We start from the raw sequence: 12,361 nt of genomic DNA on the forward strand, positions 1-12,361 counted from the left end.
TTTTATTTTAACTCTTTAATAACTTTAAAGTCTCCCGATTCATACGAGTAAACTTTTTTTGCTTCTTTATCTATAATGATAGGTCTGATCCATTCATTGAGTATAAACTCTTTAGCTACAGACCTTTCTACAGCTTTTCCTACTTTTTCTAACGATGCTTCCATATAAGTAAGAAGTCTTACTGGTTCATGATACGCTTCACCCTCTGATAGTACAGACTGTGTTGGAAGACCGATTTTGAGGTCACTATAGTTACCATTAAATACACCAATTTTTGAAACGATGTTATGATAGACTTTAGAGCCAGCACCGTAGATACTATTGTCAACGGTAGAAAAATAGTGTTCTAGGTTAATCCATTCACCAACAACAAGTGGGCCGTCAAATATTCGCGTAAGTATATCAGCATCATCATTATCTAAGCTTGAATCATATGAATGCATGAAAAGTCTATTGCCAAATTTCATATGCTTTATCGAATTTCTTGGACCTGCAAATACACCCATGTTACCGGCTAGACCCCATTCAGGTCTAGGCTCTGACCAGTCCATAGATTTTATCATCACATCTTGTTGCGTATTAGTATATGGTAATTGCTTTGCTCTTTCTTCACGTGCAAGTTTAGAAGCTTTAGTAAAGTCGAATATTATTTTCATAAACCTTTTCATCTCAGCATTTGTTAACATATCTACATCGTAAAATTTTATTTCATCAGTCGAAGTAATGTGTAAGGTTGGCATAAATTTAACATCATCAGGAATGAGTATACCTTTTTTTGCGATAGCTTCTCTAACATCTGGTGAATTTGCAATCATACAAATTGCTCTATTATTAGGAATACTACTACTTCCACCACATGCACCACAATCTAGTGCAGACTCAAAAGGATTATTGTCTGAAACACTAGCATGTCCAGATAAAAGAACAAACTCAGCGAAATTATCTACTTGACCTATCATTGTAAGTAAGTTATATAAGTATTGAACTTTTTCTTCAAGTGTGAATCCAACTGTAGAGAGTTTTTTCTTCTGGTATTCATAATCTTCAGGTGTTATTTTATAGCCAGACTTTAAACTTTCTAATAAGTCTAATGGTATTTCTAAAGATAGATCACTACCTAAAATAAGGTGATCTCTAATAGCTTGGACTTCTTGCGCAGAATATTCTTTAGATGAATTGTTAACAAGTACACCACTAATAATATGGATATGAAGTTTATTTACGTAGAGTTCAATGTCTTCACCTGAGAGCTTATCTAGTGTATATGTTGTTTTTGGTTTGATAGGTTTGAAACTTGAGAAAAGCTTCTTGGTTCTTTTTGGTAAAAATGTTTTCCCAAAAAGATTAATACCAAAAATCCAACCTATAGCTTCAACCATAATATAAGGTGTATATGGATTATTTTTTAAATCACTTACTACTTTTTTAGTAGTTTTAGTTATTACTTTTTTTGAATTGTACTCTCTACTTGATTCTATGGGCACTTCAAACACAATGTTTGCTGGTGTGACAACCGCAGGACATAGCATTACTTCATGTACCTTGTCAAACTCCACAAATGAGATAGGAAAACCTAAAAATCCTCCCGCACCAAATGTTTTATATGGACCAGTACTTTCAACTGCTCTTCTAATAGTTTCGGATCGCACATCTAAACAAAAAGTTGCCGAGGCTAATGGTCTTGGCTCATTATTTTTATTGCTCAAATCCATCTCGTCAATAAATGAATGAATATAAGTATCTTCGAGAGATTTAAGCCAAATATATCCGTCGTCTTCTCGTAATACTTCCATGATTTTTGCAAGTTCAACTAACGGTATCTCAGTATTGTTGAGTATATCATTTGCTAGGTGAACTTGCTTCGCGTCAAGTTGAAGCTCATATTGTATGAAGCTTTCTAAGATAGCATCATAATCATCAGACTCTTCCATAGCATCTATAAATTTTCCAGGCAGATGGCTTTGAGACTTAACTACTTTAAGTATCATATATGCACCATTGTCTTCAACATAAGTATCTAATAGTGTGAAATTATTGATTTCTCGATGCTTTAAATATGCTAGCTCATAATAGAGTCTAATGGCAATATAGTCCATAAGTGATGATGGGTATTGTTGTTGTGCATAGTAATTAGGATCTTCAGAACGGTACTTGATAAATCCAGCCCATCCATGTAATTTTAGGACATGCGTTAAAAGGTATCTTTCTTTATTTTTCACCTCTAGTTTTTCCAATGCTTCTTCAACAAATGTCTCCGAGTCATGTGGATACTCAAAATCTTCATAAAGTTTAAATGTTTCAAACATTCCGAGTTCTCTATTTGCCATTGGAATGGTTGCTTGCCCTTCATCTAAAAAACGAGAAATATATTCTATAATTTCTTTTTCAATTACTTCTTTATCATCACGATTAAAAAGAACATCATTAATCTCATAAAGAGTCATATGTTTTGTTAATTTCTTTAAGAGTTTTGGTTTATTGTGGTAAAAAAACTCATCATCTAGATAGGCTAAAAGGTCTTCATCAATAGCATGCTCTTTTGTTGATGCAGTACGTCTAAAATGATTCCATTGAGGGTTTACTTCCAGTAAACATTTCATAGCTAGATCATAATATTCTGCTAATTCATCAACCTTAAGGACCTCTTTTAGGTTTGACTCCAAGAGTGAGTGTGATATTTTCCCCTCTTTATAAAACTTCAAATAATAAGAGGGCTCCATATACACTTTACCACCATATATCTTCTTTGCTTTACTCAGCCCATCTTTAAAGTTAAGATGCTCAAATCCCTTCAATGGATTATGGTGAATAAACGAACCAATAGGCCAATAATGTGGAACTGTTTTTTTGACAGTATCTAATTTTTCTATAATACCCATGAAAGTATCTCCTTAACCCCATAAATACTTAATAATACAAGTAACGCTAGAATAATCGAATGGGTAATTTTTTCTTTAAAATTTAAATCAACATAATGAATACTTGGATTTGTTTTTCCAAAAATAGATTTTTCCAATACCTTCATAGATATTAAAAAGTTAGCAAAATAAATAGTGATAACCACAATATACCAAAGTGCATCAGGTTCACTATTAAAAATATAACTTAAAAAAAATAGAGAGTTCGGTAAAGGTGGATAAAGCCCTATAGTAATCAAATAGAGGGTTATATAAATTCCAACCAATGGAGTAGCGAGCGTAATACCTCTGACATAGAGGTAGTTTGCGCTTCCATAATGCTTCTCATAAAAACTTGCAATTGCATAAAGACCAGTTAATGAGACTAATAGTGATAAACTGTAAAATGCTCCCTGTTCTTCAAAGAGAAGAAAAAATGGTGCATTTATAAAAATGAAATAGTAACCTAGCTTATAAAAATTTGTTGTTTTAGTTGCCCTATATATAGAATAGAGTGCACTGATAAAAGCGATTATAACAAATGGCTCAGAGTGTGCATTGTGGACGAATAAAGAAAGTAGTATCGCACAAAGGAGTAAAAAACCACTTAATAAAAATATAGCTTTACTACTGAATTTATTGCTTTTTTCCAATACTATATAATAAGGTAAGCCTGAAACCAATAATAAAAATAAAATATTAGTGATCATACTTTGCCTTTTTTCGAATGTTTAAAGATATCAAAGTAATACCCCTCTTTAACTAGTAGTCTGTAAAATTTCCATTTTGACTTGTTTGCTTTAACTCCACGACTTGGAGCTTTACTAAAGTGTTGTTTATGCATAAACAGCCCTCCAGCAATCATAATAAAAGATAAAACTCCAAGTGCGCTTACTAAAGTTACATTAAGTGTTGCAGCTTCATAAAAAAGTAAAGCATCTTTGCCGTAAAGAAAGTGTTCTAAGGCTAAGCCCAAAAATTCATATGAAAATAAAACTAGAATAAATGTACCAATAAGTGTTACTATCACCTTAAATGAATCACTCTTAGATACTTGGAAAAATGATAAGAAAAGCTGACTTCCACTAAGCCAAGCAAATGCTAAAATAACTATGGCTGCATTAAATTCAAAGAACTCAGGAGCAAGCACTAGTTTTGCTGCTATAAATGCAATAACTGGCACGATGGTAAAGATGGCCATGAGTTTAAATGTTTTAGTACTTTTATATTTTGTGTCTTCTTCAGAGAACGTTTTATACGAAAGACGTTCTGGAATATTTGGATCAAGCCTTGCGGATTTAATTAAACTACCTGATTCCAAGAAAAGTGTAGCTTTAAAAATTCCGTGAACAATAAGGTGATACACTGCAAGACTAAATGCACCTAAACCAACTTCCATAATCATATAACCCATCTGTCCAACGGTCGAATATCCAAGTGAGCGCTTAATATCTGAAACTACAAGCATCAACATAGATGCAAAAATCGCAGTAAAAAGACCAATTACAAATGCAATGTTAAGAACTAGCGGTGAAAGAATAAGTAAATATGCGAGTTTATTCAGTAAAATTCCTCCCACGTTTACAACACCAGCATGCATTAATGCAGATACAGGTGTTGGTGCTTCAGATGTATACGGTAACCAAATATGAAAAGGTACAATCGCAGATTTCATCATTGCTGCTAGTAAATAAAGGAAGCCAACTACGAAAATCATTGGATCTTCAATAGGACTCTCAGACATTATTAGCCATGTTTCTCTTAATGTATCAAGATCAAAACTTCCAAATGCTTTATACGTCAATATAACAGCAAGTAAGAATACAAAGTCAGCACTTTTGTGAATATACATAGTCCATCTTGCATTTTTTACAGCAGTTTTTGAAGCTACATTAAATGACACTAAAAGGTATAAGCCAACGCTCATAAGTTGCCATGCTAAAGCTAGTACGATAAGGTTATTGCTCATTACAAGTAAATAAATGGATGAGAAAATAAAGTTTAAAAGGATAAAAAATCTTTTATATCCTGCCTCGTCCCACATATATTTTGTTGCATATCTTCTGATTACTAAGCCTAATATGGCAACATAGGGTACTAAAATTGATGAGAGTTCATTATAAATAACAAGCCCATTAAAGCCTTCAATAGACTTACCAGTATACATAACGTAAAACGTCCCACAAAGCGCAAGTAAAGCTACCATACTTGAAAGTATGATACTAATTCTCGGCATATGTTCCTTCTTATTAACAAATCCAAGAATGATTGCTATAATAATTGGGATAGCTGGAATAAGTAATATAATTTTTTCCACTAAAAAAACTCCTATCTTTTGGGTATATATTCGCCATAATTACGGCTAGAACACTTACTAAAAATAAATTTTACAATGAAAGGCTATCAAAATACCTCTTAATAGCCTTGTAATTATAAGTTTTATAAGTACAAAGTCGTGTTCAAGACTTATAATGTAACAGTTCATTGTTTTTTCATCTGAAATAAAGATCTTCAAATGTGTAACTATTTGTAATAGAGGTTTTTAACATTTTTATTTTTAAGTTAAGTTAAAAATGAAAATGGCACTTGATTAATAAAGTTAAATATTAGTTAATAGATAGATAAATATACTAAGCTTAAAGATAAGTTTGTTGCATTTGGTAACATGATTGTTTTTTATCATACAGTTAAATCCCAGTAATATCTCAAATGAACTCACTAGCACCGATAATACTTATACTAGATAGCTTTAAACTTCGATATGCAATATATAATGATTACTTGCCCAGTGTGAAGTGAGTTGAAATTACACGAATTAACTTATAGATACTAAAAATAGCGTACTCTTACTTTATGTCTATAAGTTGATAGTAATCTGTTCTTAAAAAGATATAAATATGATTTTATCCCTTTAGTTACTTGTTGTAATCCTAATATAGGATATCAATATCTATATCATATATTAAAGAAAAGTAAAAGGTTATTTAAGTAAAATCCGTTCTGAAAACATAACATGTAGCTGATAAAGAATGTCTCATGAACACAATAAAATTGTTCTTGAGATTTATTTTTATTATTATTTTTTTGATGCTACATCACTAATTATTAAACTTAACTATTAAGTCTAATATCTATGTTTAAGTCATCATAGGGAGTAAATTAATGTATTATGTAGCAAAAGTAAATTCAGACATGTGTGCTGAGTACAAATGTAATACCTGTACGCTATATTGTCCAGAGGCAAACACGCTAATGTTCGATAAAGATGGTAACACATCTTGGGTAGACGAAGATAGATGTAAAGGATGTGCACTTTGTGTGTACGTGTGTACTGACATGTTAGATCGTAATTGTATTACGATGGAAATGGCTGGTCACGAAGAATAAATCTATAATTTATATTTAATAAAATTATAGTCTAATAAACAATTTATAGGAGAACTTATGGCAAATCAAGGTCCAGCGTATTATTCACCGTATCCTACGGCAATATATGAAGGTGTAATTACACCACCAGAGGGAAAAGCACTTTTACTAGAAGATGTAGTAGATGAAGAAACTGCAATGAGAGAAGTTGCAAGAGTTATGTTAACAAGCGAAAATGCAACTATTTTCCCTGGTCCACAAGTGTTATACGGTTTCAATGAAGAAGCTAAGAAAAAAGCTACTCTTATCAAAGAAATGGCAGAAGTACTTAATGCTAAAATGATTCCAATGTACGATTATAGACCCAAGTATCCAAAAATTGATGCTGAAGTTGAGATCAATCCAAACCATCCAAACTTAACAATTTGGCATAACAATATCAAAGCAGCAATCTTTATTGGTGTTCATTGTCACTATGCAAATGTCGCTTTAAAAATGGTTAGATCAGAAACAGATTGTTATACAATCGCAATTTGTGGTTTGTCAGGGCATGAAGATGCAATGGCTACATTAAGAGATCAACATTCTTCGGAGCTTGCGAAATTTATCAAGATAGCTAAAGAAGTAAAATCAGAACTAAAATTATAAGAAAAGGAGATAAATAATGAGTACTATTAAAGATATGACAGACACACATAACTGGTCTGGTCAGAAATTAGTTACAGCAGATCACATGCTTTTCGATGCTCCAAGAGAAAAGCACTTCATGACTGGTTCTGAAGTTTTAAAAGAAGCAGTAAAAAGATGTACAGTAGATGCATCAGTATCGTATCCTATTACACCACAATCTGAAGCAGCTCACCTTATTGGTGAACTATGGGCAGAAGGTTATGTAGGTACATACTTTAGAGGGGAGAATGAATTTGGTGTAATGTCTGAAGTTGCGGGTTGTGCAATGGCAGGTGCTAGAACAGTTACTACTACTTCAGGTCCTGGTACACTTAGAGCAATGGAAAACTTTCCACAATGGTCAGGTACTAGAATCCCATGTCAACTTATCCTAATGGCTCGTGGTATCAACTCACCACTTACAATTCAGCCTGATAATCTTGAAGTTACATTCATGTTAGAAACTGGTTGTATGATCTGGTATGCTGAAAATGTTCAAGAATTATTTGATATGTCAATTGCCGCATTCATTGTTGCTGAAAAGCCTGATGTACACGTTCCAATTGTTACTGTTGTTGATGGTTTCTTTGTATCTCATACAAGAGAATCTGTAATGCTTCCAGCGGATGACATTGCACTTTTCCCTTATGAGCCATATAAGTCTCCATTACCTCCGATTGATTCAGAAACACCTCCGGGACGTTTTTTAAGAGATCCATTTGTAATGAAGTCTAACTATATTTCTTATGCTACACATGCTTCTTGGCAATGGGAAGTAAGATCTGCAGTAGAGAGATCACGTCCTTATGCAGAACACTTCTTAAACGGTCTTGTACATATTACTGGTGATTTAGATGCTGAACTTGCATTTGTTACTTGTGGTACTGCTTCTCATCAAGCAAAAGAGGGACAAAGAGAACTTGCTAAACTTGGAATCAAATCTAAAGTAATTAAGCTTAGAACGATTAGACCTTTCCCTACAAAAGAACTTCTAGCAGCGCTAGATGGTGTAAAATATGCATGGGTACCTGAGTTTAATGTTGTTGGTTGGTTAGAAAAAGAAGTTAAAACTGCTGTTTACGGTAAGTCTTCTACTGAAATTATTGGTGGACCTAGAGTTGCCGGTGGTATGAGTTTACCTGCTGAAGCAATTATTCAAGAAGTTATGGAAAAAATTAATCCAGCTAAAGGAGCATAATATGGGACATGATATTTATAAGATCAATCCAGAGTTTAGAGACATTATGCCTCAAGAGATTATTGATCTTGAGGAAAAAGCTACATGGGCTCAAAATCAAGATAAGCCTCGTGGTATTAAAGAACTTCCAGAAACTAAAGAGTTACTAGAAGAACATTCACTATGTGCAGGTTGTCCAGAAGCTGCTGCGTTAAGATATGTGCTTTCTGCACTACCTAAACCAGAAGATACAATCATTGTTAACTCAACTGGTTGTACATCTCTAATGTTTCCACATATTGCACTTCATACTGTGCATTCACTTTTTGGTAACCAAAATGCTGTTGCAACTGGTATCAAAAGAGTTCTAGACTGGAGATTTCCAGATATAGAAAAAGATGTTGTTGTTTTAGCGGGAGACGGTGCTACTGTTGATATCGGTCTTGACTATACACTACAATCTTTCTTTAGACAAGAAAACATCACGACTATCTGTTTTGATAACGAAGTTTATGCAAATACAGGTGGACAAGAATCAGGTTCTACTCCAAAAGGTCAAGTTTTTAAAATGGCTCCATTAGGGAAAAAATTTGAAAAAGTAAAAATGTGGGAACTTGCTGTAACATCTGGTTGTCATTACTCTATGAACATGACAGCTTCTGCACCTAAAGCAGTTGCCAAAGCGGTTAGAGAAGCAATTTTAGTTGCTAGAAATATCGGACCAACATTTCTTAACATTTACACTCCTTGTATTCTTGAAATTGGACTAAGTGCAAATGAAGGACTTGGAGAGATGAAAGATCAAGATAAAGACAGATTTGCATCATTCAAATTCGTTTCACCAGAAGCGGAAGAATTCTTGAAAAAATGTAAAGCAGAAGGGAAGTTATAATGGCTAAAGATTCAATAAAAGTAAGACTTCCGGGTCTTGGTGGTCAAGGTGCTGTAACAGCTGCTCACATTGCAGCAACTGCCGCTGATACTGATGGTTACTTCGCAGTTTCAAATCCATTCTTTGGTGCTGAAAAGCGTATGGCTCCATCTGAGTCTTATGTAAGAATTGGTACTGTGCCTATTTATGATAGAGGTGAAGTAATTTATCCTGATATTGTTATGATTTTCCACCCACAAGTTATTACTATGGGTAAATCATACACAATGCCTTTTTATGCTGGTATTAAAGAAAACGGTCTTGTAATCATTAATAGTGATAGAGATCTTTTAACTGATGTAGATAAAAAGATTTTAGCTGACTTAAATGTTAAAGTTCTTACAAGAGACTTTACTCAGTTTGCTATCGATGAAGCTGGTACTGAACTTGCAACTAACATGGCTATGTTAGGTGCATTATTTGGCGCTTTAGGAACTATTAGCAAGCCTGCTATTGAAGAAGGAATTAAAGATAGATTCCTTAAGAAATATACAGCTTCTGGTGGTACTGCTACACTTGACTCAGTAATTGAGAAAAAGTTTAAGAAAAAACAAGACCTTATTCAGAAAAATCTTGATACTGCATCTGCAGCGTATGATTTAACTGCTGCGTGGGCTAAAGAAGTTGGTTTAGATCAAATTCTTGAAGACTCAAAGAACAATAACGGTAACGTATAATCTTAGTAACTGTGCTTAGTGCACAGTTATTTCTTTCCTCTTTCAAAAATATTCAAAAACTTTTTTTATAAACCCTAAACACAAGAGCTTATTAAATAAGTTTTATTCACAAGGAACACACATGATACAGTCATTTATTATTACAGGATTTTTAGGTGTTGGTAAAACTACCATGCTCACAAATACAGTTAAAGAATACTTTGGAGATAAAAAAGTTGCTATTGTAGTAAACGAGTTTGGCGATATTGGTATAGATGGAGATATTCTAAGTAATGTATATAGCGAAGTTCTTGAAATATCAGAAGGCTGTATTTGTTGTCAGTTAGCTGAAGAGTTTGAAAGTGGTGTTATTGAGATCATGAATAAATATAATCCTGAAATTATATTTGTAGAAACTTCTGGGGCATCTGAACCGTTTCCTATCTTTTTATCTTTGCAAAACCTTGGTATATCTGTTGAGGGTGTTATTTGTGTTGTTGATTCTAAGAATCTTGATACGTATAAAGACAACTCAACTGCGAAATATCAAATTGGTGGATCAAATATACTAGTACTAAATAAGACAGACCTAGTAAGCGATACTGAACTTGAAAGTGTAAAACTAGAAGTAATTCAAATTAAAGAAGAATTCAATATTAAAAACACAATGACAAGTAAGCCAATCTTTAATAACTATGTTGTTAGTAGTGCTAATCAAGGTCTTGTGAATAAAGAAGTTTTTGATGGTATATATGAAGTAAACGAAATTGCTGGATTAGCTAAAGATTATAAGCATGATGATCATACTTCAAAAGATTCAATTACTCAAAATGTTGCTTACCTCAAAGAAGGTATAACGTTTAATGATGTTGATGAAGTCTTGAAAAACATTCCTAAAAGTATATACAGAGTAAAGGGTGTTGTTAAAGTTAGTGATGTAGATAATCCTCTTGTGGTTAATTATTCATTTGGTAATGTTTCATTTGATGAATTAAAAGAATATGCTCAACCATCTATTATGATTTTTATTGGTGAATCAATTGATGATGATGTTAAAACTTTATGTAGTAAGTTCGATTTTTTAAACCTACCTCAATTTAGATTGAAGAAGTAGCAATAGTACGCTAATGATTATTTTATTTGATTTAGATGGAACCCTTATAGATTCGACAGATGCAATTGTAAGTACATTCCATTATTCTTTTGATGTGCATGGGACAAAACATCCATCAGATGAAGCAATAATGTCACTTATTGGATATCCATTAGACATTATGTATGCAGAGTTAGGCATCGCAGAAGATAAAGTTTGGAATTACGTTGATACATATAAAGAAGAGTACAGAAAAATATCAACTATTAAAACCCAACTCCTTGAGTGTGCAACACAAGCTGTAGAGCTTGCAAGTGAAATTGCTACTCTTGGTATTGTTACAACAAAAACAGGGACGTACTCTGAGATACTTATGGAACACTTTGGACTAATGCATCATTTTAAGGTACTTATTGGGCGAGAACATGTTGAGAATCCAAAACCACATGCCCAACCAATTTTGAAGGCTCTAGAAGCCTTAAATTATGACTCCCAAGATGTTTGGATGATAGGGGACACAAAACTTGACCTTATCTCTGCGAAAAACGCAAATGTAAATTCTGTAGCCGTTTTAACTGGCTACGATGATGCAAGTACATTGAGTCAGTACACAGACTATGTTAAGAAAGATGCCTTAGAGGCTATAATATTTATTAAAGACAATATAAAGTAAAATTACTTTTAAAATATTTGGAGCAATGATGGAAATTGGTACAGGGATGATTATATTTTTTGTTGTTACAAGTATTCTTGGTGTTGCTATGGGTTTATTTTTTAGTGTAGATCGTTTTAGTGCTAAGTTCTATAAACTATTTGAAGAAGATAGAAATACTAAGCATTAATACTACATATATTTAATTAACCACTTTCATTAAAGAAAATCACATCAAAACTTGCTAAAATACTTTTAAATAATTAACAAGGATTTTCAATGCCATTACTCGATTCATTTACCGTTGACCACACTATCATGCCAGCTCCTGCTGTTCGTAGAGCTAAGGGGATGAAAACACCAAGTGGTGATGATATCACTGTTTTTGACTTACGTTTTGTAAGACCAAATGAAGAGATATTATCCCAAGAAGGTATACATACTTTAGAACATTTATTTGCTGGTTTTATGCGAGATCATCTCAATTCAAAAGACACAGAAATAATTGACCTTTCACCTATGGGTTGTAGAACAGGTTTTTATATGTCACTCCTAGGTTCACCATCTGAAGAAAGAGTTGCAGAGGCTTGGGAAGCTGCTATGAAAGATGTTATCGGAGTAAAAGAGCAAAAGGATATTCCTGAACTAAATTTATACCAATGTGGGACATATAAAATGCATTCATTAGATGATGCAAAAGATATAGCTCGTGCAGTTTTAAATAAAGATATAGATATTATGGACAATGATGCTTTAGCTTTGGATTTATCTAAGGTAGATCAATAAATCATAATAATTTCTACTTCAACTAATATATACATACAAAAGTCATATATTTGGATAGAATGAAGTAATATACTTTAGTAAAGGTAATTTTATCTTAAAGCATGCTACAGAACAGACAGCCATTTTTTTTAGTG

Annotated in this window: 12 protein-coding genes; 9 read left to right on the forward strand and 3 right to left on the reverse strand. The window is 33.1% G+C overall.

Translation table 11 applies throughout. The features are described 5' to 3' along the window. Window positions 1-2: 2 nt before the first annotated feature. Genes ACI9TV_RS00940 through ACI9TV_RS00950 form a run of 3 tightly spaced genes read right to left on the reverse strand, consistent with a single transcriptional unit; the run spans window position 3 to window position 5,214 of the window. Entirely contained in the window at window positions 3-2,879 is a 2,877-nt protein-coding gene (locus ACI9TV_RS00940) for a putative inorganic carbon transporter subunit DabA (RefSeq protein ID WP_415248883.1), read from the reverse strand. Further along, entirely contained in the window at window positions 2,867-3,607 is a 741-nt protein-coding gene (locus tag ACI9TV_RS00945) for a hypothetical protein (RefSeq protein ID WP_415248884.1), read from the reverse strand. Before ACI9TV_RS00945 ends, ACI9TV_RS00940 begins: the two co-directional genes overlap by 13 nt. Further along, window positions 3,604-5,214, reverse strand: coding sequence for a proton-conducting transporter membrane subunit (locus tag ACI9TV_RS00950; protein ID WP_415248885.1), 1,611 nt, complete (start codon window positions 5,212-5,214; stop codon window positions 3,604-3,606). Before ACI9TV_RS00950 ends, ACI9TV_RS00945 begins: the two co-directional genes overlap by 4 nt. A gap of 845 nt (window positions 5,215-6,059) precedes the next feature. On the opposite strand from ACI9TV_RS00950, the gene ACI9TV_RS00955 reads away from it, so the two are divergent. The 9 genes from ACI9TV_RS00955 (at window position 6,060) to luxS (ending at window position 12,227) form a co-directional block, all read left to right on the forward strand. Next, window positions 6,060-6,284 (forward strand): ferredoxin oxidoreductase, encoded by a 225-nt coding sequence (locus ACI9TV_RS00955; protein ID WP_415248876.1) that lies wholly within the window; start codon window positions 6,060-6,062, stop codon window positions 6,282-6,284. A gap of 57 nt (window positions 6,285-6,341) precedes the next feature. Then, a complete protein-coding gene (locus tag ACI9TV_RS00960) occupies window positions 6,342-6,911 on the forward strand; it encodes a carbon monoxide dehydrogenase beta subunit family protein (protein ID WP_415248886.1) in 570 nt (189 codons plus the stop codon). A 16-nt stretch (window positions 6,912-6,927) separates the two neighbouring features. Further along, window positions 6,928-8,130, forward strand: a complete 1,203-nt coding sequence (locus ACI9TV_RS00965; RefSeq protein WP_415248887.1) for a ferredoxin oxidoreductase — start codon at window positions 6,928-6,930, stop codon at window positions 8,128-8,130. A 1-nt stretch (window position 8,131) separates the two neighbouring features. Next, on the forward strand, window positions 8,132-9,001 hold the full coding sequence (locus tag ACI9TV_RS00970; RefSeq protein WP_415248888.1) for a thiamine pyrophosphate-dependent enzyme: 870 nt from the start codon (window positions 8,132-8,134) through the stop codon (window positions 8,999-9,001). Next, complete coding sequence (locus tag ACI9TV_RS00975; protein WP_415248889.1) at window positions 9,001-9,717, forward strand: 2-oxoacid:acceptor oxidoreductase family protein; 717 nt, start codon at window positions 9,001-9,003, stop codon at window positions 9,715-9,717. The genes ACI9TV_RS00970 and ACI9TV_RS00975 overlap by 1 nt, the downstream gene beginning before the upstream one ends. 121 nt (window positions 9,718-9,838) lie before the next feature. Beyond that, window positions 9,839-10,810, forward strand: a complete 972-nt coding sequence (locus ACI9TV_RS00980; RefSeq protein WP_415248890.1) for a CobW family GTP-binding protein — start codon at window positions 9,839-9,841, stop codon at window positions 10,808-10,810. Window positions 10,811-10,823: 13 nt separating this feature from the next. Then, window positions 10,824-11,462: an HAD family hydrolase gene (locus ACI9TV_RS00985; RefSeq protein WP_415248891.1), complete on the forward strand. Its 639-nt coding sequence runs from the start codon at window positions 10,824-10,826 to the stop codon at window positions 11,460-11,462. A 28-nt stretch (window positions 11,463-11,490) separates the two neighbouring features. Next, entirely contained in the window at window positions 11,491-11,631 is a 141-nt protein-coding gene (locus tag ACI9TV_RS00990; RefSeq protein ID WP_415248892.1) for a hypothetical protein, read from the forward strand. A gap of 89 nt (window positions 11,632-11,720) precedes the next feature. Further along, window positions 11,721-12,227, forward strand: a complete 507-nt coding sequence (luxS, locus tag ACI9TV_RS00995; RefSeq protein WP_415248893.1) for an S-ribosylhomocysteine lyase — start codon at window positions 11,721-11,723, stop codon at window positions 12,225-12,227. Window positions 12,228-12,361: the final 134 nt, after the last annotated feature.

Source organism: Sulfurimonas sp. (genome assembly GCF_047622445.1).
Taxonomy (GTDB): domain Bacteria; phylum Campylobacterota; class Campylobacteria; order Campylobacterales; family Sulfurimonadaceae; genus Sulfurimonas.

Bases quoted from the DNA above. Each gene is read 5' to 3' on its own strand.
- ACI9TV_RS00940 (WP_415248883.1), bottom strand. From the start codon at position 2,879: ATGGGTATTATAGAAAAATTAGATACTGTCAAAAAAACAGTTCCACAT.
- ACI9TV_RS00945 (WP_415248884.1), bottom strand. From the start codon at position 3,607: ATGATCACTAATATTTTATTTTTATTATTGGTTTCAGGCTTACCTTAT.
- ACI9TV_RS00955 (WP_415248876.1), top strand. From the start codon at position 6,060: ATGTATTATGTAGCAAAAGTAAATTCAGACATGTGTGCTGAGTACAAA.
- ACI9TV_RS00960 (WP_415248886.1), top strand. From the start codon at position 6,342: ATGGCAAATCAAGGTCCAGCGTATTATTCACCGTATCCTACGGCAATA.
- ACI9TV_RS00965 (WP_415248887.1), top strand. From the start codon at position 6,928: ATGAGTACTATTAAAGATATGACAGACACACATAACTGGTCTGGTCAG.
- ACI9TV_RS00970 (WP_415248888.1), top strand. From the start codon at position 8,132: ATGGGACATGATATTTATAAGATCAATCCAGAGTTTAGAGACATTATG.
- ACI9TV_RS00975 (WP_415248889.1), top strand. From the start codon at position 9,001: ATGGCTAAAGATTCAATAAAAGTAAGACTTCCGGGTCTTGGTGGTCAA.
- ACI9TV_RS00980 (WP_415248890.1), top strand. From the start codon at position 9,839: ATGATACAGTCATTTATTATTACAGGATTTTTAGGTGTTGGTAAAACT.
- ACI9TV_RS00985 (WP_415248891.1), top strand. From the start codon at position 10,824: ATGATTATTTTATTTGATTTAGATGGAACCCTTATAGATTCGACAGAT.
- ACI9TV_RS00990 (WP_415248892.1), top strand. From the start codon at position 11,491: ATGGAAATTGGTACAGGGATGATTATATTTTTTGTTGTTACAAGTATT.
- luxS (WP_415248893.1), top strand. From the start codon at position 11,721: ATGCCATTACTCGATTCATTTACCGTTGACCACACTATCATGCCAGCT.